The sequence below is a fragment of the Bradyrhizobium sp. Kon56 genome, assembly GCF_055807635.1.
The window spans coordinates 197016-216920 of record NZ_JBVVOU010000010.1; the positions used below are offsets into that span (position 1 = coordinate 197016).

The following is a 19905-nucleotide window of genomic DNA, read 5'->3' on the forward strand; positions in this document are numbered from 1 at the left end:
CTACCTTGATATTACAGACGGAAATATTTTCCTTTTCAAGTATTATTTTGGATTCGGGCGTTTGCAGATGGGGCGCCGGCGTCAGATCGGTTTGATCAGCTTGAAATCGAGGCCATCCGCGCCGGCGAGATACATTTGCATCCGGGTATGACCGTTCCTGACGGTGACGGGGCCGCGCGCGCCGCCATAGACGATGTTGCGGCCGGCCGCGAGCATGGGCCCCATCGCCAACGTGCCCGCCTTGTTTGCCACGGCCTCAAGGAAGCGCAGTCCCTCATAGCTGGATTGACCGAGCGAGCCGATCGGGGGGCCGTTCGGTCCGAACATCGCGCGATAGCGGCTCTGGAAGTCGTCGTTAGCCCGCGATCCGATGCCCGGGAAATAGCCGGAGGCACAGAACAGATTTTCGCTGTTGTCGGCGCCGATTCCGAGCAGCACGGTCTCGTCCATCGCCCCGGCCAGCCGCAGCGTCGTGGCGCCGAGGCCGCATTCGCCGAACGCGCGATTGAACGTGATGCTGTCGGTGCCGATCAACGAGATCAGGACGACGTCAGGCCTCGCGGCACGGATGCGCTCCAGATGCGGCTCGTGGTTGTCTTCGCCGAGGGGAACGAACTCTTCGCCGACGACATGGCCGCCGGCCTCCTTGATGTAGCGCTTCACCGCGCGGTGCGACTGCCAGGGCCAGACATAATCGCTGCCGATCAGGTACCAGCGCGCCGCCTTCTTGACGTCGGCAAGCCAGTGGATGGAGGGGCGGCTCTGCCAGCGCGGCGTCTCGCCGATCGCCATGACACCCGGCGTCTGCTCGCCGCCCTCGTAGACGGGCGTATAGATGTAGGGGATACGGTGGCGGGTCGTGACCTTGCGCAGCGCCACACGCACCGCGCTGGTATGCAGTCCCACGATGAGGTCGATCTCATCGGAAGCGATCGCCTGCTCGGCGCGGCTCAGAATCCCGTCGAGCGGCCCGCCGGCATCGTAGATCGAAAGCTCGATCTCGCGCCCGAGAATGCCGCCGCGCTTGTTGATCTCGGCGACCGCGAGCTGCGCGCTGCTTGTCGCGCACGGGCCCCAGACACCGGGCGAGCCGGTGCAGCAAATGAAGCCCCCGATGCGGAGCTTGTTGTGTGCGCCGCGGCGCTTCATGAAATGCGCATCAGCCGGCGACAGGTCGAAATCCGCTGCCGCGGGCGACAGATTCCTGAACAGCAAGGACGGCGGTAACGCCGGACCGCCGTGAGCCGGGAAGTTTACCGTCGCGCGCACGCCAACTCCTGTCTGATACCAGACTTGAAAGCTCATTCAGCAGGCGGCCGCGGCACCCGCCCTATTGTTGGGCAATATCCTATTTTGAAAATATTGAATATTCAAGAATTGAAGTGCATATAGATGCAGCATCGATTGCAAGACATTCACTCATTTGGGTCAAGACAAAGTCTTAGCCGTGGCAAAACCGAACACCCCGATCACCGAACACCTCGCGTACCTGCTCGCGCAAGCCAATCGGGAGATCAACCGGCAGCTCGAACTGCGGTTGAGCAAGGAAGGCGTGCCCGTCGAGCAGTGGCGCATTCTGAAAGTCCTGTCGGATGGCAACGGCCATTCGATGGGAGAGCTCGCGGATGCCGTGCTGCTCAACCATCCGACGCTGACCAAGATGATCGATCGCATGGTCTCGGACACGCTGGTCTACCGCGTGCAGGACCCGAACGACCGCCGCAAGGTCCTGATGTTCATCTCAGATCGCGGCAAGGTGCTGAGCAAGAAGCTCAACTCGCTCGCGGTCGACCAGGAAGAGCACATCCTGGAGAGCTACGGCGACAAATCGACGAGCGAATTGAAGCGGCTGCTGGAGAGCTTGATCGACAGCTCGAATTGAGCTGGCGTGTTTAGCAAGCTCTCTCCACACGGTCGTCCCGGCGAAGGAGATGGAGCCGCGCGCCCCATACTCGATGTCATCGCCCGATTTAATCGGGCGATCCAGTATTCCAGAGACTGACGTGATTGAACCGAGAAGCCGTGGCGTACTGGGTCGCCCGGCTAAACCGGGCGAAGACAGTGGAATGTGAGGCGCCGACGTCGCACCTCACACCTGATCGCTAAGCGTACCGCCCGTGGCAGTGCTTGTACTTCTTGCCTGAGCCGCAGGGGCAATCCTCGTTGCGGCCGATCTTGCCCCAGCTTGCCGGGTTCTTGGGATCGCGCAACGCCGCGTCGGTGGCCTGCGCTCCGAGCGTGACGCTGGCGAGCGCCATTTCGTCCTCGCCGGTGTTCGGGTCGAACTTGTGCGCTTCCATCGGAGGCAGCACCGGGGCTTCCTGCTCCGGCGGCACGATCTCGACCCGCATCAGCTGCGCCGTGACGGCCTCGCGCAGATGCGCGCTCATCTCCTGGAAGAGGTTGAACGCCTCGGTCTTGTACTCCTGCAGCGGATCGCGCTGGCCGTAGCCGCGCAGGCCGATGACCTGGCGCAGATGGTCGAGCATGATCAGATGCTCGCGCCAGAGATGGTCGAGCGTCTGCAGCAGGATGGTCTTCTCGACGTAACGCATCACGTCGGGACCCCATTGCGCGACCTTTGCGGCCATGTGCTCGTCGGCGCGGGTCTCGATGCGCGTGAGCAGCTCCTCGTCGGCGATGCCCTCTTCCTTGGCCCAGTCCTCGACCGGCAGGTCGAGATCGAGCACGCGCTTGAGCTCTTCCTTCAGGCCCGCGACGTCCCACTGCTCGGCATAGGCATGCTCGGGCACGTGCTTGGCGACGAGGTCGTCGATGAAGGCGTGGCGCATGTCGGCGACGGTCTCGGCGACGCTGTCGTCCTTCATCAGGTCGACGCGCTGGTCGAATATCACCTTGCGCTGGTCGTTCTGGACGTTGTCGAACTTGAGCAAATTCTTGCGGATATCGAAGTTGCGCGCCTCGACCTTCTGCTGCGCCTTTTCGAGCGCCTTGTTGATCCAGGGATGGATGATGGCCTCGCCCTCCTGCAGGCCGAGACGCTGCAACATGCTGTCGAGGCGATCCGAGCCGAAGATGCGCATCAGATCGTCTTCCAGCGACAGGAAGAATTTCGAGCGGCCGGGATCGCCCTGACGGCCGGAGCGGCCGCGGAGCTGGTTGTCGATGCGGCGGGATTCGTGGCGCTCGGAGCCCATGATGTAGAGGCCGCCGGGCTTCTTCACGGTCTTGGCGGGCTTCGAACCCTTCGCGGGCTCGATCTCGACCTCTTCCTCGGCCTTCAGCACGATGTCGCGGAAGTGCTCGATGTCGGCCTTGATCTGCTCGATCTTCAAGGCCTTCTCGGCCTCGTCCTCGATCGAAGCGGCCTCCTGCTGGATGCGCATTTCCAGCGAGCCGCCGAGCTTGATGTCGGTGCCGCGGCCGGCCATGTTGGTCGCGATCGTGATCGCGCCGGGGACGCCGGCTTCCGCGACGATGTAGGCTTCCTGCTCGTGGAAGCGCGCATTCAGCACCGCGAACAGCTTTGCCGGTTTGCCGGCGCGGGCCGCCGCGTACAGCTTCTGCATCGAATTTTCGTTGCCGAAATCGATCTGCCGATAGCCGTGCTTCTTGAGATATTCGGCGATCACTTCCGATTTTTCGATCGAGGCGGTGCCGACCAGCACCGGCTGCAGCCGCGCATTGGCGCGCTCGATCTCGGCCAGAATCGCGGCGTATTTCTCGTTCTGGGTGCGATAGACCTCGTCGTCCTCGTCGAGACGGGCGACCGGCAAATTGGTCGGGATCTCCACGACCTCGAGCTTGTAGATGTCGAACAATTCGTCGGCTTCGGTCAGCGCCGTGCCGGTCATGCCCGCGAGCTTTTCGTACATCCGGAAATAGTTCTGGAAGGTGATCGAGGCCAGCGTCTGGTTTTCCGGCTGGACCTGCACGTGCTCCTTGGCTTCCAGGGCCTGATGCAGGCCTTCCGAATAGCGGCGGCCCTGCATCATGCGACCGGTGAACTCGTCGATGATGACGACCTCGTCGTCGCGGACGATGTAGTCCTTGTCGCGCGTGAACAGCGTGTGGGCGCGCAGCGCCTGATTGATGTGGTGCACGACGGAAACGTTCTCGACGTCGTAGAGCGATTCACCCTTGAGCTGGCCGGCATCGCGCAGCAGCGTCTCGATCTTCTCCATGCCGGCTTCGGTCAGCGTCACCGTGCGCTGCTTCTCGTCGACGTCGTAGTCGGACTTGTCGAGCTTGGGCAGGAAGCCGTCGATGGTGTTGTAGAAGTCGGAGCGGTCGTCGAGCGGGCCGGAGATGATCAGCGGCGTGCGCGCTTCGTCGATCAGGATGGAGTCGACTTCGTCGACGATCGCGTAGAAGTGCGGCCGCTGGACCATGTCCTCGAGCCGGTACTTCATGTTGTCGCGCAGATAGTCGAAGCCGTATTCGTTGTTGGTGCCGTAGGTGATGTCGCAGGCATAGGCCATCTTGCGCTCGGAATCGTCGAGGCCGTGCACGATCACGCCGGTGGTCAGGCCGAGGAAGCCGTAGATCTGGCCCATCCAGGCGGAGTCGCGGCGGGCGAGGTAGTCGTTGACCGTGACGACGTGGACGCCCTTGCCAGCGAGCGCGTTGAGGTAGACCGCGAGCGTTGCGACCAGGGTCTTGCCTTCGCCGGTCTTCATCTCGGCGATGTCGCCCTCGTGCAGCACCATGCCGCCGATCAGCTGGACATCGAAATGGCGCTGGCCGAGCGTCCGCTTGGCGGCTTCACGGACCGTGGCGAAAGCGGGGACCAGCAGGTCGTCAAGGGTCTTGCCCTCGGCGAGCTGCTTCCTGAACTCGACGGTGCGGGCCTTGAGGGCCTCGTCGGAGAGTTTCGAGACCTCGGGCTCCAGCGCGTTGATCGCGTTGACGCGGGACTGATATCCCTTCACCCGCCGGTCGTTGGCGGAGCCGAAAAACTTGCGGGCGAGCGCGCCGATCATGCTTAGTTCCTGTGTTCGCGATTCAACCGCGTTCGCGTTGCAGCCAAGAGGTTGTCACCCGCCTGCCTATCAACTCACCGTGACGCCTGCTGGGCGCCAGAGCCCCGTCTGCGGGGGGTCCATCCGCCATATGGGTGGGAGTTGGGCAAGTCTGGGTTCAACGGCCAAAAACGCAGCAAAATAAACGCCATCGCATGGACGCGACCGGGCAGAGATATGGCCCGGTCAGGGCCTTGTCAACGGCGGGTGCATTGCGGCTAATTCATCATTTTGACAGACTTTTCGCGTTGCCAAGGCCCCCTGAATTGGGCGAGTGTCCGCCCCGCTCGAGCAGCCCCCTGCTTCAACAAAAGGATTTTCCATGACCACCTCGTTCCCGGTAACCAGAACCGGCCTGCGCTTCGGCCTCGCCACCGCCCTCGTGGGCTGCCTTGCGCTGGCGCTGATCGCGGGTCCCGGCCGGGCTGCCGACGATCCGGTGCTGGCGAAGGTCAATGGCGCGGAAATCAAGAAGAGCGACGTCGCCATGGCCGAAGAGGAACTCGGGCCGAGCCTCGCCCAGATGGACCCGGCGACCAAGGACGAGAACGTCCTGTCCTTCCTGATCGACATGAAGATCGTCGGCAAGGCCGCCGAGGACAAGAAGCTCGCCGAGGGCGAGGAGTTCAAGAAGCGGCTCGCGTTCGCCCGCAACCGCCTGCTGATGGACAGCCTGCTCGCCGGCGAGGGCAAGGCCGCCACCACCCCGGATGCCATGAAGAAGGTCTATGAGGAGGCCTCCAAGCAGATCACCGGCGAGCAGGAAGTGCACGCCCGCCACATCCTGGTCGAGACCGAGGACGAGGCCAAGGCGGTGAAGGCCGAACTCGACAAGGGCGCCGATTTCGCCGAACTCGCCAAGAAGAAGTCCAAGGATCCGGGCTCGGCCGACGGCGGCGACCTCGGCTTCTTCACCAAGGAGCAGATGGTGCCGGAATTCTCGGCGGTCGCCTTCGCGCTCGAGCCGGGCAAGATCTCTGACCCCGTGAAGTCGCAGTTCGGCTGGCACGTCATCAAGGTCGAGGAAAAGCGCAGCCGCAAGGCGCCGGACTTCGAGCAGGTCAAGGCGCAGATCGAGCAGTATGTCACCCGCAAGGCCCAGGCCGATTACGTCGCCAAGCTGCGCGCGGAAGCCAAGGTCGAGCGGCTGGACCAGCCGGCGGATGCGGCAAAGGACGCCAAGCCGGCCGATGCGGCCAAGCCGGCTGACGCCAAGCCGTCCGACAGCAAGATGGCGCCCCCGGCGAAGAAGTAAGAATTCGCTGTCACTTCGGTGACGTGAAGAGTATCTAAGCCTTTGTGATGCCCGGCCCCCGCGCCGGGCATCTGCATGTCCAGATCCCACCAAGGCGCCCCGATGTCCTCCTCCGTTTCCCCCCTCGCCCCGAAACACGTTCCCGACATGCCCGTGATCGCGGGGGTCCGTCTCGCGACGGCCGAAGCCGGCATTCGCTACAAGAACCGCACCGACGTGCTGCTGGCGGTGATGGACAAGGGCACCGCGGTCGCAGGCGTCTTCACCAAGTCGAAATGTCCCTCCGCGCCGGTGGAATGGTGCCGCGCCAAGCTGAAAGGCGGCAAGGCCCGCGCGTTGGTGGTCAATTCCGGCAACGCCAATGCCTTCACCGGCAAGACCGGCCGCAGCTCCACGGCACTGACCGCGAAGATCGCGGCCAAGGCCGTCGGATGCACCGAGGGTGAGATCTTCCTGGCCTCGACCGGCGTGATCGGCGAGCCGCTGGATGCGAGCAAGTTCGATGGCGTGCTCGGTCGGCTCGCGGAAACCGCCGAGGCCGGCGATTATCTGGCGGCCGCCAAGGCGATCATGACCACCGACACCTTCCCGAAGGTCGCGACCGCGACCGTGAAGCTCGGCAAAGCCAAGGTCACCATCAATGGCATGGCCAAGGGTGCCGGCATGATCGCGCCCGATATGGCGACGATGCTGTCCTTCATCTTCACCGACGCACCGATCGCGCCTGCCGCGCTGCAGGCGCTGCTCAAAAGCGGCGTCGAGGACACCTTCAACGCGGTCACGATCGACGGCGACACCTCGACCTCGGACACGCTGCTGGCCTTTGCCACCGGTGCTGCTGCGGAACACGGCGCGCCGAAGATCAGTCGCGCCACCGACCCGCTCCTGAAAGCCTTCGTCAAGGCCTTCAACCAGGTGCTCGCCAATCTTTCCGAGCAAGTGGCCCGCGACGGCGAAGGCGCCCGCAAGCTGGTCGAGATCACCGTCGAGGGCGCCAAGACCAAGGCCTCGGCGCGCAAGATCGCGATGTCGATCGCGAACTCGCCGCTGGTGAAGACCGCAATCGCCGGCGAGGACGCCAATTGGGGCCGCGTGGTGATGGCGGTCGGCAAGGCCGGCGAGCCGGCTGACCGCGACAAGCTCTCGATCTCCTTCAACGGCATCCGCGTCGCCAAGAGCGGCGCGCGAGATCCGTCCTATGACGAGGCGCAGGTGTCGGAAGCGATGAAGGCGCCGGAGATCGCGATCAAGGTCTCGCTCGGCCTCGGCAAGGGCCGCGACCGCGTACTGACCTGCGACCTCACCAAGGAGTATGTCGCGATCAACGGGGATTACAGGTCGTAGCCGGACTCGCGGTGAGTCCGCTTGACCCGCAAGCGGGCGGGGTGATCAAAATCACCCCGAGATCCGCGCATCCGCGAGTGCCTTCTTGAACAGCGCGTTCATCGCTTCCGAAATGCCCTGGGTGGGGCTGACCTCGAAATAGAATCCCGGCGAAGCGCAGCTCTGCATGTTCTGCGCGATCTTGCTGTTCGGAGACGGCCCCCACGGCCCGGGGTTAAAGGGCGAGATCCAGGTGGTGTACCAGGTGTCGGTAGGTGGTTGATACGTCGTGTACAGCACCGCGATCTTGATACCGCGGTCCTTGATGGCCGTGCAGAGCGCCGGATTGATCGGCGACTGACAGCGATTCGATGACGCGAGAGGATACGAAGAAGACGAGACACTACACATCGTCGTGCCTGAGTTGGTTTCGTCAGCGACCCCATCGGATACAAAAAACAGGTATTTCAGCGGTGACGCGGATGTGCCGGCTCCCGGCGAGGCGATTGCGCTATTGATCGCGGGAAAAATCGTGGTGAAGGGAGTATCTTTGTCTTTAGTATACGAGTCATTCTGACCGGCGACCGCCATCAGGTCGATGTTTCCCGCCGCAGTCTTGGCGGAGCTCAGGCTCGACGACAGCGCGAACAGATTTCTCAATCCGATCGTCGCTGACGAAGCGCCGAAATCGTAGATCGCCATTCTGAACTGGTTCGAATAGGTCTGCGTGTTCTGGGCTGTGTCCATCAGGTTCGCGCTCGCCTGGCGCACCACGTCAATTCGGGTCGTGATGCCGTTTGCTTTGGCGATGTCGTAGTTGCTTGTGCCGGCGGCCTTGGTGGTGTCGTGACACGCGAATGCACATCCACCCGTCTTTCCCTGCAATTTCGTTATGTCGGTCGGTGTCGCTGCGACGCCCATCGACGGAGAATTGTCCAGCAGGAGATAGAAGTCGACATAGAGCGGCATATTGGCCGTCGACGACGACGTGCCGCTCATGGTCAGTGTGGTCTTGCCGATCAGGCCGAGAAACATGGTGTTGATGGTGGCGGTGAACGAGACAGTCGAGTTGATGGTCGAGCCGGTCTTGACGACGGTCGGGGTGACGCTGTCGAGTGTATAGCCGGTCAGGTTGGCGCGATTGGCATCGAAGATTTTCTGGGCGTCGTCGACGCCGGCCGTGATCGTGCCGTCCGTGGTCATCGAGCCCGCGGCGGCAAACCCCGGCGATGCCTTGGCGAGCGCACCGACGCTGGCCGCGTCAGCCGCGCCCTGAAGCTTGGCCCGGACCTGCGTCGCGCGGGAGTAGTCGATCGCGGTGCCGATGAACGTGATCAGGGGGACGCAGCAGATTGCGAAGATCACCGCGACATTGCCGCGCCGGTCGCGAAGGAACCGACGGAAGATGGTACGACACTCAGCGCGCATGGATCTGGCCCGAAATGGTTTCAGCGTGTCCACTCTAGGAACCGTGGATTAAATATGACTTATGGAGACCTCGGAAACACGGGCCGTAACAGGGTTAACGAACCGTTGCGGATGATCCTTCAGCGAGCGGAATTCCAGGCATGGCTGATCTCAAACTGACGCTCGTGGTGGCTTGCGCGCTGGTCGACGCCGACAAGCGCGTCCTGATCGCGCAGCGCCCCGAGGGCAAGACGCTGGCCGGCCTTTGGGAATTTCCCGGCGGCAAGTGCGAGCCCGGCGAGCGGCCGGAACAGAGCCTGATCCGCGAACTCCACGAGGAGCTCGGCATCACCGTCGCCGAACCCTGTCTGGCGCCGCTGACATTCGCGAGCTACGGCTACGAGACCTTCCACCTCCTGATGCCGCTCTTCATTTGCCGGCGCTGGGAGGGACAGGTCACGCCGCGCGAAGGCCAGGCCCTGGCCTGGGTTCGCGCCAACAAGCTGCGCGACTATCCCATGCCGCCCGCGGACATTCCGCTGATCCCGCATTTGATTGATTTGTTGATGTGAATTCGAAGCGGGCACCACACTCTCGGCGTCATGCCCGGGCTTGTCCCGGGCATCCACGATCTTCGTGCTGAACCGAGAGGCGTGGATGGCCGGGACATAGGCGAGCGGAAGCGACGCCGTCCTTCGGACGGCATGCCGGCCATGACGGCGGAGAGAGCTTACGTCCCTCCGGCCTTCTTCACCGCTTCCGCCAGGCTCGCCTTCGCTGATCCAGGCTTGAGCGGCTGCTGCTGGCTCGCATGCGGCGCCCAGCCGGAAAGCCAGATGATGTCGAATGTCGCACGGATGCGGCCGTCGGCGTCGGCAAAGCGTTCCGCGTAGATTTCAGCCATCCGCAGCAGCGTCGATCGCCGGCTCGGCGTGCGTCGCCGCTCGATCAGCACATTGGCGGCGCCCATGCGCCTGATATCCTGCATCAGCGCGAACGCGTTGGCGTAGCGCACCACGACGCGGTCGACATCGGTGACCGGCAGCGCAAACCCCGCCCGCTGCAACAGCGCGCCAACGTCGCGCAGATCGGCGAACGGTGCGACTCGCGGCGATACGCCGCCCTCGCATTCGGCCTCGGCGGCGGCAAAGGCCTGGCGCAGCTCGGTCAGGCTGTCGCCGCCGATCATCGCCGCCAGCAGCAGCCCGTCCGGCCTCAGCGCGCGGCGGATCTGCGCGAGCACACCCGGCAGATCGTTGGCGAATTGCAGCGCCAGCGCCGAGACCACGAGATCGAGGCTCTCCGGTACAAAGGGCAGCTTCTCCGCACCCGACGCATCGAGCTCAATGCGCTCGATCGAGGGCAGTCGCGCGCGCAGCACCGCGAGACCCTCGCCGGGCGTCCAGAGATCGGCCGCTGTGTGAAACTCTCGCATCACCGCGGCCAGCCGGTCGGAGATGTCCTCGGCGACCCGATCCAGCAGGAAGCTCGCGGCACCTTGCGCCTGCGCGCGGCGCTGTCGCGCGCGCAGCAAGGCACGATCGAACAAAGCGGGCGGGGTTTGCGGGTCTTGAGCCATGCCGCTGGTTACGCCGATCATGCTGGTTCTGGCAATCCACTGCGCGCGGCGCTAGCCTTGCCTCATGGAGCCGACACCGGCCCCGTGTTCCAAACTAGCAATCCGCACCAGGCCCGCGGCGCCGGAGCGTCAAACGATGATCACCTGTTATCTGCGATACGAGATCCCCCCGGACAAGCTCGCCGAATTCGAAGCCTATGGCAGGATGTGGCTGGAACTAGTGCCAAGATTCGGCGGCATCCACCACGGGTACTTCCTGCCATCGGAAGGCGCCAGCGACGTCGCCCTCGCGATGTTCAGCTTCCCGAGCTTCGCGGCGTACGAGCAATATCGGAAGGACAGCGCCGAAGATCCGGACGTCCAGAAAGCGATCGAATTCGCAAGACAAACGCGCTGCTTTCGCCGTTATGAGCGATCGTTCTTCCGGCCCGTGCTGCCGAAAGAGCCGTAGGCCGGCGCGGACGAGAACAGCCCATTGACTTGAGCGGGGCGCAGGACGGCGCTAGCCTTGCCCAATGGACGCCGAGGCATCACCACCACGCTCCATTTCCAGCCATTTGCGCGGCGCGCTTCAGGCCTGCCGAGGTGTGATGGCGCATCTGCCAAGGCTTGCACTCGACATCGCGCTGCCGACGCTGTGCGTGTCCTGCCGCGAGCCGGTCGACGGCGAGGGCGTGTGCGCGGCGTGCTGGGCGCGGCTGTCGTTCATCGAACGGCCCTACTGCCCGCGGCTCGGCATTCCTTTTGTGTACGATCCCGGGCCCGACATGCTGTCGATGGAGGCGATCGCGAGCCCGCCGGCCTACCAGCGGGCGCGCGCCGCGGTGCGTTATGACGACGTCGCGCGCACCCTGGTGCATGCGCTGAAATACCAGGACCGCACGGATTTGGCGCCCGCCATGGGCCGCTGGATGGCGCGCGCGGGCGGCGAACTGCTCGCCGAAGCCGACATGCTGGTGCCCGTTCCCCTGCATTGGCGAAGGGCCTGGCGCCGCCGTTACAACCAGTCCGGGGCGCTGGCGCGGATCATCGAGCGGCAGAGCGGAGTGAAAGTGAAGGCTGAGGTGCTGCGCCGGGTACGCGCGACCGAGCAGCAGATCGGCCTGTCGCGGGCCCAGCGCGCCACCAATGTGCAGGGCGCATTCCAGGTATCCCCCGACCGCCAGGCGGACGTCCAGGGTCGGCGCATTGTCCTCATCGACGACGTCCTGACGTCGGGCGCGACGCTGGATGCCTGTGCGCGGGCCCTGCTCCGGGCCAAAGCGGCGCAAGTGGACGTGCTGGTGTTTGCCCGGGTTGTCGAGAGCCGGTGAAGTCCCATATAATTCAATGAATTCATGACATGAGAGCGCCAGACAAGATGACCGCTGCTGTCGAGATCTACACGAGGCCGGGCTGCGGCTATTGTTCCGCCGCCAAGTCGCTGCTGACCCGCAAGAAGGCGACCTTCACGGAGTTCGATATCGCCAAGAACCCGTCCTGGCGCCAGGAGATGTACGATCGCGCCGGCGAGGGCTCGACCTTCCCGCAGATCTGGATCGCCGGAACCCATGTCGGGGGTTGCGACGAGCTCTACGCGCTCGATCGCGAAGGCAAGCTCGACGCCATGCTCGAGAGCGTCAAGGCGGAGTCATGAGCGACAACAGGACTTTCACGGCGGCTATGGTGCAAATGCGCACCGGCCTGATGCCCGAGCCGAGCCTCGCGCAGGCCACCAGGCTGATCCGCCAGGCTGCAGCCAATGGCGCCGACTACGTGCAGACGCCCGAAGTCAGCAACATGATGCAGCTCAACCGCAAGGCCCTGTTCGAGCACCTCCAGAGCCAAGACGATGACAGCTCGCTGAGGGCGTACCGGGCGCTCGCGGCGGAACTGAAGATCCACATCCATGTCGGCTCGCTGGCGCTGCGCTTTTCGGACGAGAAAGCGGTCAACCGCTCGTTCCTGATCGGGCCCGAGGGCAATGTGCTCGCGAGCTACGACAAGATCCACATGTTCGATATCGAGCTGCCTGACGGCGAGAGCTATCGCGAATCCGCCAATTACCAGCCGGGCGAGACGGCCGTGATCTCCGACCTGCCCTGGGGCCGCGTCGGCCTGACGATCTGTTATGACGTGCGCTTCCCCGCGCTCTACCGCGCGCTGGCCGAAAGCGGCGCGTACTTCATCACGGTGCCCTCGGCCTTTACCCGCAAGACCGGCGAGGCGCATTGGCACGTGCTGTTGCGTGCGCGCGCGATCGAGACCGGTTGCTTCATCTTCGCCGCGGCACAGGCAGGCCTGCACGAGAACAAGCGCGAGACTTATGGCCATTCGCTGATCATCGATCCCTGGGGCGAGATCCTCGCCGAAGGCGATGTCGAGCCCGGCATCATCATGGCAAAAATCGATCCGGCCAAGGTCGAGACCGCGCGCCGCGCGATACCCTCACTCCAGCACGGCCGCCGCTTCGGCGTCGCCGACCCCAAGGCGGGGCCGGATCATCTGCACCTGGTGCGGGGATCGGCATGATCCGCTACGCGCTCCGCTGCGACCGGAGCCACGACTTCGAGAGTTGGTTCCAGAGCTCGGCCGCGTACGACCAGCAGGTGAAGCGCAAGCTCGTGACCTGTCCGATCTGCGGCTCGGCCAAGGTCGACAAGGCGATCATGGCGCCGCGCATCGTCGGCAAGAAGGGCCGCGGACGCGCCACGCCGCCGCCTGAGCCCACCGCCACGGCGACCGCGCCTCAGGCTGCGCAATCCGCACCGACCTCGCTGTTGATGGCGCAGGAGCGCGAGCTGCGCGCCAAGCTCAAGGAGCTGCGCGATCACATCGTGAAGAACGCCGACAATGTCGGCGAGCGATTCGCCACCGAAGCCCGCGCGATGCATTACGGCGACAAGGAGCACCGTCCGATCTATGGCGAGGCCTCGCCCGACGAGGCCAAGTCGCTGATCGACGAAGGCATCGAGGTGTCGCCGCTGCCGACGCTGCCGGAAGATCGGAATTAGACTCCCACCAACACCGCCACGCCGACCACGATCAGCACGATGCCAATAATCTCGCGCGGCGCGATCGGCTGCTTGAACGAATAGTACGCCACGCCTTGCGCGAACAGCACCTCGATCAAAGCGAGGGTGCGGACATTGGCGGCGGCCGTCAGCGCGAACGCCAGGAACCAGAACTGCGAGGCGAAGGCGCCCATGAAGCCGGCGAGCAGCGATGGCTTCCAAAGCCTCAGGATCGACTGAAGCACTTTTGGCGCCCGCCAGAGCAGATAGACCGTCAGGATCAGCGTCTGCACGAACAGGCCGAGCACCAGCGTGAACGATGCCGCAGTCACGAACGAGACATCAGGCACGTTGATGATGGCGCCGCGGAAGCCGACCGCAGAGAGCGCGAAGGCCGCGGCCGCGACGAGGCCGGTGATGGTCGGCTTCAATTCGGCAAAGCTCTTCTCGCCGCCGGGACGCAGCGCGGTGATGACGACGCCGATTGTCGCGATCACGATCGCAAGCACCTTCAGCCATGTCAGATGATCGCCGAGGAAGACGAAGCCGAAGATGGCGGTCTGGATCGCCTCGGTTTTCAAATAGGCCGTCGTCACCACGAAGGAGCGGTCGTTCATGGCGAGCAGCATCAGGCCGGTCGCGACGATCTGGCTGAGCGCGCCGAGCAGGAGCCACGGCCAGAACACACCGGGCGGCATATCGAGATGATCGCCGGTGGCGACCAGCACCACCGCCAGGAAAAGCAGCGAGAACGGAAAGCCGAACAGGAAGCGGATATTGGTTGCGCCCCAGGTCCCCAGCGGCTTCGTCAGCGACCGCTGCATCGCATTGCGCGCGACCTGGCCGAGCGCGGCAATGACGGTGAAGGGAATCCAGAGGCTGGCGATGGTCAACATGGGTGGGACTGCGCTGGGAGCGAGAGGACGTTGAGTCAACGTGCCGCTCGCGCTCAAGCAGGTCAATCACGCGGATGTCATGGGTGCGATGCTTGCCTGACGAATTCGGTGTCGTCCTGGACAAGCGAAGCGCAGATCCAGGACCCATTACCCCAGGGAGTGGTTTGGCGAAGACTCGTAATTATCAGTTTTCGCCTAACTAAACCCTGGCTTTCGCCAGGACGACGCCGAATGTTTGGAAGCGGCAACGCCTCACACCATGCCTTCCGCCACCACCATGTAGTTCACGTCCATGTCTGACGAGAGGGTCCATTTGTCGGCGAAGGGGCTGTAGACGACGCCGGTCTGCTCGGTGATGACCAGGCGGTTGTCGAGCAGGTATTTCGTCAGCTCGTCGGGGGTGACGAACTTGTTCCACTCGTGGGTGCCGCGCGGCAGCCAGCGCAGGACATATTCAGCGCCGACGATGGCAAGCGCAAAGCTCTTCCAGTTCCTGTTCAGCGTCGAGACCACCATCAGGCCGTTCGGCTTCAGCATCGCGGCGCAGCGCTTCAGGAAAACGCCGACGTCGACGACGTGCTCGACCACCTCCATCCCCAGAACGATGTCGAAGCGCTCGCGCGGGTCGATCTCCTCAACCGTGGTGCAGCGATAGTCGATCGCGAGGTGCGCCTTGTCGGCATGCAGCTTGGCGGCCGCGATGTTGCTGACCGACGGATCGACGCCGATGACCTGCGCACCCAGGCGCGACAGCGGCTCGCAGAGCAGGCCGGCGCCACAGCCGATGTCGAGCACGCGCAGACCGCCGAGGCAGTTGAGGCTGCGCGCGTTGCGCTCGAACTTGCGGCAGGCGGCATCGCGGATATAGCCGAGCCGCAGCGGGTTGATCCGGTGCAGCGGTGCCATCTTGCCGTTGGGGTCCCACCACTCGGCCGAGAGTTTTGAGAACTTTGCGATCTCGGCGGCGTCCACGGTCGAACCCGGCTGCGGGCTTACGGTAGCGGAAGTATTTTGCTGCATGCTCATGGTTACGCGCGGTCCTACCGCGTGGTGATCGAACTACGGAAGGCGAGCGGCGAGGCGATGGTCTTGATCGTCTCGATCCCCTCGCCGACGCCGCGAATCGTCACATCGCCGTAGTTGAGAATTCGTCCAAGAATGGTCTGATCGACATCGACGCTCTCGACCTTATCCAGCGCCATCTCGAAGGTGCGGCGCTTGATGAAGCCGGTCTTGTGCACGACCCGCAAATTGGTCACGTCGGTCTCGGTGGTAAAGCGATGGAACCAGCCCTTCACAGTCCAGTACAGCGCCGCCAGAGCGACCAGGCCGGCCGCAACCAGACAGAGCAGGACGAGCCCCTCGACGGTGGTTTGCCGGGACAGGACGAACAGGACCAGCGCCACGATCCAGGCCAGGATCGCCGGAAAATAGAAGATCCAGTGCGCATTGGTCGAATACAGCACCTTCTCGCCAGGCTGCAGGATCTCGTCGATATAGCGCGCCATGATCTCGGTTAACCCACTACCCCGCACCCTGCCCCGCAGGAACCCGCTTGCCCCCGGCCCCGCCGCTATGTATACGCGCGGTCGGTGTCCGCGAGGCCCGTCCAGTGCGGGCCACCATACTGATCCTTATGAAGGAATGCACGCGTCGTCATGAGCCGCCTCGTGATGAAATTCGGCGGCACGTCCGTCGCCAACATCGAACGTATCCGCAACGTCGCACGCCATGTGAAGCGTGAGGTCGACGCCGGCCATGAAGTGGCCGTGGTCGTCTCGGCGATGTCCGGTAAAACCAACGAGCTGGTGGCCTGGTGCACCGAGGCCTCGCCGATGCACGACGCGCGCGAATACGACGCCGTGGTCGCCTCGGGCGAACAGGTGACGTCCGGCCTGCTTGCCATCGTGCTTCAGGGCATGGGTATCCAGGCCCGCTCCTGGCAGGGCTGGCAGATCCCGATCACGACCAGCGACGCCCATGCTTCGGCCCGGATCGAGGGCATCGACGGCAGCGAGATCATCAAGCGCTTCAGGGAACGCAAGGAAGTCGCCGTGATCGCCGGCTTCCAGGGCATCAACCCCGAGACCAACCGCATCACCACGCTCGGCCGCGGCGGCTCCGATACCTCGGCCGTGGCGATCGCCGCCGCCGTGAAGGCGGACCGCTGCGACATCTACACCGACGTCGACGGTGTCTACACCACCGATCCGCGAATCGTGCCGAAGGCGCGCCGGCTCGACAAGATCGCATTTGAAGACATGCTGGAGCTGGCCTCCCAGGGCGCCAAGGTGCTCCAGGTCCGCTCGGTGGAACTCGGCATGGTCCACAACATGCCAATTTTCGTCCGCTCGAGCTTCGACAAGCCCGAGGATATCGACCCGCATGCCAACCAGCCGCCCGGCACGCTGATCTGCAGCGAGGAGGAGATCATGGAAAGCCACGTCGTCACCGGCATCGCCTTTTCGAAGGACGAGGCCCAGATCTCGGTACGCCAGATCGAGGACAAGCCCGGCGTGGCGGCGTCGATCTTCGGCCCGCTCGCGGATGCCAACATCAACGTCGACATGATCGTGCAGAACGTCTCCGAGGACGGCAAGACCACCGACCTCACCTTCACGGTCCCGGCCGCCGACTACACCAGGGCCAAGGAGACGATTACCGCGGCCAAGAGCCAGATCAATTATGCCCGGCTCGACACCGCGACCGATGTCGCCAAGATCTCGGTGATCGGCAGCGGCATGCGCAGCCATGCCGGCGTTGCCGCCCAGGCGTTCTCGGCCCTCGCAGGACGGAATATCAACATCCGGGCCATTACAACCTCCGAGATCAAATTCTCGGTTCTGATCGACACCGCCTATACCGAGCTTGCGGTGCGCACGCTGCACACGCTCTACGGTCTCGATCAGGCTTAGGCTAATTTTCTCTTAGCGGTCGCAGCAAACGCGAAGGTGTCCACACTTTCGCGTTTGGCAGGCGTTTTGCTTGGCAAAACAAGCCCCAATTCGCTATACGGCGAACTGGGTGGGCTGCCAGAAACTGTGCCCCAGTTGAGGCGGTGCTGATTCGGCCCAGGCAACCGCCGGGGCTGGCGCCGGACGAGCAAATTTGTTGTTTTTCTGGATTTCTGGGCGAGCCGCCGCGGGTCCTTTCGGCCCCGGCAGACGGAGGAGATTGACGGTTCATGCGGAGCGCGTCGGGAGGTCCCCGCGTCTTGTTGAGACGGCTCCGCGAAACCATGGCGGAGCAGGTCTCGGCCCAGGAGCGGCTGGACAAGATCGTGGTGCTGATCGCCGCCAACATGGTGGCCGAGGTGTGCTCGGTCTATGTGCTGCGCGTCGACAACACGCTCGAGCTCTATGCCACCGAAGGCCTCAACCGCGAGGCGGTGCACCACACCGTGCTCAGCGCCCATGAGGGCCTGGTCGGCCTGGTCGCGAGCGAGGCAACGCCTCTCAACCTAAGCGATGCGCAAAGCCATCCGGCCTTCTCGTTCCGCCCGGAGACCGGCGAAGAGATTTACCACTCCTTCCTCGGCGTGCCGATCCTGCGCGCCGGCAACACGCTCGGCGTGCTGGTGGTGCAGAATCGCGCCAAGCGCAACTATGTCGAGGAGGAGCTCGAGGCGCTTCAGACCACCGCGATGGTGCTGGCGGAGCTGATCGCCTCCGGCGAGCTGTCTGCGCTGGCCCAGCCAGGCCATGAGCCCGCGGCGCGCCATTCGGCGCAGAAGGTCGGCGCCATCCTGTCGGAAGGCATCGCACTCGGCCATGTCGTGCTGCACGAGCCGCGCGTGGTTATCAAGGACTACATCGCCGAGGACCTGCCAAAGGAGATCAAGCGGCTCGACACCGCGCTCGCCAAGCTGCGCGCCGATCTCGACCGCATGCTGGAGCGCGGCGACGTCGCCGAGGGCGGCGAGCATCGCGAGGTGCTGGAAGCCTACCGCATGTTCGCCAACGACCAGGGCTGGTCGCACAAGCTGCACGAGGCGGTCGCCACCGGCCTCACGGCGGAAGCCGCCGTCGAGCGTGTGCAATCCGACACCCGCGCGCGCATGCTGCGCTCGACAGATCCCTATTTGCGCGACCGGCTGCATGATCTCGAGGATCTCGGCTATCGCCTGATGCGACAGCTGGTCGGCCAGGATCACGCGCCGTCACGCGAACAATTGCCCGACAACGCCATCGTCATCGCGCGCGCGATGGGCCCGGCGGCGCTGCTCGACTATGACCGCAAGCGCCTGCGCGGCATCATATTGGAGGAAGGCACCGCCAATTCCCACGTCTCGATCGTGGCGCGCGCGCTCGGCATTCCCGCGGTCGGCGAAGTCCCGAACGCGCCTGGTATCGCCGATCCCGGCGACGCCGTCATCGTCGACGGCACCTCCGGCATGATCTATGTGCGCCCATCGCAGGAGGTCGAAGCGGCCTTCGCCGAGCGCGTGCGCTTCCGGGCCCGCCGCCAGGCGCAGTATCTGGCGCTGCGCGACCGGCCCTGCGTCACCAAGGACGGCCAGAAGGTCGAGCTGATGATCAATGCGGGTCTAGCGATCGACTTGCCGCACATCGAAGACACCGGCAGCGCCGGCATCGGCCTGTTCCGCACCGAGCTGCAATTCATGGTCGGCCAGAGCCTGCCGCGCACCAGCGACCAGCTCGCGCTCTATCGCACCGTGCTGGATGCCGCCGGCACCAAGCCCGTCACCTTCCGCACCCTCGACATCGGCGGCGACAAGGCGCTGCCTTATATGGAGGCGGTAATCGAGGAGAACCCCGCGCTCGGATGGCGCGCGATCCGGCTCGGGCTCGACCGTCCCGGCCTGTTGCGCGGGCAGATCCGCGCACTGCTGCGCGCCGGCGGCGGCCGCGCGCTGCGCATCATGTTCCCGATGATCTCGGAGGTGGGTGAATTCGATTCTGCGAAGGCGCTGGTCGAACGCGAACTGACCTATCTGCGCCAGCACGGCCACACGCTGCCGGAGCGGATCGACATCGGCACCATGGTCGAGGTGCCGGCGCTGCTTTATCAGCTCGACGAGCTCCTGAAGAAGGTCGACTTCATCTCGGTCGGCTCCAACGATCTGTTCCAGTTCCTGTTCGCGGTCGACCGCGGCAACGCGAAAGTCTCGGAGCGCTTCGACACCATGTCGGCGCCGATCCTGCGCGCGCTTCGCGACATCGCACGCAAGACGCAAGCCGCGAACAAATCGCTGTCGCTCTGCGGCGAGATGGCGTCGAAACCGATCGGCGCGCTGGCGCTGATCGGGATGGGCTATCGCTCGCTGTCGCTCTCGGCCACCGCGCTCGGCCCGGTCAAGGCCATGGTGCTCGATCTCGACGCCAAGAAGGCCGAGGCGATGCTCGGGCCGTTGCTGGACGCGCCCGCCGGCAGCGTCTCGATCCGGCAGAAGCTGACGGAATTTGCCGAGGCCGAAGGCCTGGCCTTGTAGCGGGCCTGTCGCCCCCTC

At 64.3% G+C, this 19905-nt stretch carries 18 protein-coding genes; 11 read left to right on the plus strand and 7 right to left on the minus strand.

Annotated features, from left to right (window positions below; genetic code table 11):
- Nucleotides 1–81: 81 nt before the first annotated feature.
- Nucleotides 82–1269 carry a substrate-binding domain-containing protein gene (locus AC0L3B_RS18705; protein WP_085384113.1) on the minus strand — a complete coding sequence of 396 codons (1188 nt, stop codon included), beginning with the start codon at nt 1267–1269 and terminating at the stop codon, nt 82–84.
- Nucleotides 1270–1447: 178 nt separating this feature from the next.
- On the opposite strand from AC0L3B_RS18705, the gene AC0L3B_RS18710 reads away from it, so the two are divergent.
- Nucleotides 1448–1882, plus strand: coding sequence for a MarR family winged helix-turn-helix transcriptional regulator (locus AC0L3B_RS18710; RefSeq protein WP_007599198.1), 435 nt, complete (start codon nt 1448–1450; stop codon nt 1880–1882).
- A gap of 220 nt (nt 1883–2102) precedes the next feature.
- Here AC0L3B_RS18710 and secA read toward each other — a convergent pair whose 3' ends face one another.
- Nucleotides 2103–4943, minus strand: coding sequence for a preprotein translocase subunit SecA (gene secA / locus AC0L3B_RS18715; RefSeq protein ID WP_085394759.1), 2841 nt, complete (start codon nt 4941–4943; stop codon nt 2103–2105).
- Between the two features lie 361 nt (nt 4944–5304).
- Here secA and AC0L3B_RS18720 point away from each other — a divergent pair, with 361 nt between their 5' ends.
- A complete protein-coding gene (locus AC0L3B_RS18720) occupies nt 5305–6237 on the plus strand; it encodes a peptidylprolyl isomerase (protein ID WP_018452911.1) in 933 nt (310 codons plus the stop codon).
- Between the two features lie 102 nt (nt 6238–6339).
- Nucleotides 6340–7581, plus strand: a complete 1242-nt coding sequence (gene argJ / locus AC0L3B_RS18725; RefSeq protein WP_473380881.1) for a bifunctional glutamate N-acetyltransferase/amino-acid acetyltransferase ArgJ — start codon at nt 6340–6342, stop codon at nt 7579–7581.
- Nucleotides 7582–7632: 51 nt separating this feature from the next.
- Here argJ and AC0L3B_RS18730 read toward each other — a convergent pair whose 3' ends face one another.
- The gene (locus AC0L3B_RS18730) at nt 7633–8988 is read right to left on the minus strand and encodes a TadE/TadG family type IV pilus assembly protein (RefSeq protein ID WP_085357815.1); all 1356 of its coding nucleotides are present in this window, start codon (nt 8986–8988) and stop codon (nt 7633–7635) included.
- Nucleotides 8989–9128: 140 nt separating this feature from the next.
- Between AC0L3B_RS18730 and AC0L3B_RS18735 the strand changes: the two genes are divergently transcribed.
- Entirely contained in the window at nt 9129–9539 is a 411-nt protein-coding gene (locus AC0L3B_RS18735; protein ID WP_085348366.1) for a (deoxy)nucleoside triphosphate pyrophosphohydrolase, read from the plus strand.
- 158 nt (nt 9540–9697) lie between these two features.
- Here AC0L3B_RS18735 and AC0L3B_RS18740 read toward each other — a convergent pair whose 3' ends face one another.
- Nucleotides 9698–10567: a methyltransferase domain-containing protein gene (locus AC0L3B_RS18740; RefSeq protein ID WP_085357817.1), complete on the minus strand. Its 870-nt coding sequence runs from the start codon at nt 10565–10567 to the stop codon at nt 9698–9700.
- Nucleotides 10568–10682: 115 nt separating this feature from the next.
- Between AC0L3B_RS18740 and AC0L3B_RS18745 the strand changes: the two genes are divergently transcribed.
- The 5 genes from AC0L3B_RS18745 (at nt 10683) to AC0L3B_RS18765 (ending at nt 13539) form a co-directional block, all read left to right on the plus strand.
- Nucleotides 10683–10997, plus strand: a complete 315-nt coding sequence (locus AC0L3B_RS18745) for an NIPSNAP family protein (protein ID WP_007599187.1) — start codon at nt 10683–10685, stop codon at nt 10995–10997.
- A 64-nt stretch (nt 10998–11061) separates the two neighbouring features.
- Nucleotides 11062–11859, plus strand: coding sequence for a ComF family protein (locus AC0L3B_RS18750; RefSeq protein WP_026232415.1), 798 nt, complete (start codon nt 11062–11064; stop codon nt 11857–11859).
- A gap of 47 nt (nt 11860–11906) precedes the next feature.
- Nucleotides 11907–12182 carry a glutaredoxin 3 gene (grxC, locus tag AC0L3B_RS18755; protein ID WP_473380891.1) on the plus strand — a complete coding sequence of 92 codons (276 nt, stop codon included), beginning with the start codon at nt 11907–11909 and terminating at the stop codon, nt 12180–12182.
- A complete protein-coding gene (locus tag AC0L3B_RS18760) occupies nt 12179–13057 on the plus strand; it encodes a carbon-nitrogen hydrolase family protein (protein ID WP_085348371.1) in 879 nt (292 codons plus the stop codon). The genes grxC and AC0L3B_RS18760 overlap by 4 nt, the downstream gene beginning before the upstream one ends.
- Nucleotides 13054–13539 (plus strand): DUF1178 family protein, encoded by a 486-nt coding sequence (locus AC0L3B_RS18765; RefSeq protein ID WP_368506888.1) that lies wholly within the window; start codon nt 13054–13056, stop codon nt 13537–13539. The genes AC0L3B_RS18760 and AC0L3B_RS18765 overlap by 4 nt, the downstream gene beginning before the upstream one ends.
- Here AC0L3B_RS18765 and AC0L3B_RS18770 read toward each other — a convergent pair.
- The 3 genes from AC0L3B_RS18770 to AC0L3B_RS18780 form a co-directional block, all read right to left on the minus strand.
- Complete coding sequence (locus AC0L3B_RS18770) at nt 13536–14435, minus strand: EamA family transporter (RefSeq protein WP_018452899.1); 900 nt, start codon at nt 14433–14435, stop codon at nt 13536–13538. The genes AC0L3B_RS18765 and AC0L3B_RS18770 overlap by 4 nt on opposite strands.
- 252 nt (nt 14436–14687) lie before the next feature.
- Entirely contained in the window at nt 14688–15461 is a 774-nt protein-coding gene (gene ubiG, locus AC0L3B_RS18775; RefSeq protein WP_473380882.1) for a bifunctional 2-polyprenyl-6-hydroxyphenol methylase/3-demethylubiquinol 3-O-methyltransferase UbiG, read from the minus strand.
- Nucleotides 15462–15475: 14 nt separating this feature from the next.
- The gene (locus AC0L3B_RS18780; RefSeq protein WP_247473712.1) at nt 15476–15943 is read right to left on the minus strand and encodes a PH domain-containing protein; all 468 of its coding nucleotides are present in this window, start codon (nt 15941–15943) and stop codon (nt 15476–15478) included.
- Nucleotides 15944–16093: 150 nt separating this feature from the next.
- On the opposite strand from AC0L3B_RS18780, the gene AC0L3B_RS18785 reads away from it, so the two are divergent.
- Both AC0L3B_RS18785 and ptsP read left to right on the plus strand, forming a co-directional pair.
- The gene (locus AC0L3B_RS18785; protein WP_027515136.1) at nt 16094–17350 is read left to right on the plus strand and encodes an aspartate kinase; all 1257 of its coding nucleotides are present in this window, start codon (nt 16094–16096) and stop codon (nt 17348–17350) included.
- A gap of 269 nt (nt 17351–17619) precedes the next feature.
- Nucleotides 17620–19887, plus strand: a complete 2268-nt coding sequence (gene ptsP / locus AC0L3B_RS18790) for a phosphoenolpyruvate--protein phosphotransferase (RefSeq protein ID WP_026232414.1) — start codon at nt 17620–17622, stop codon at nt 19885–19887.
- Nucleotides 19888–19905 lie beyond the last annotated feature (18 nt).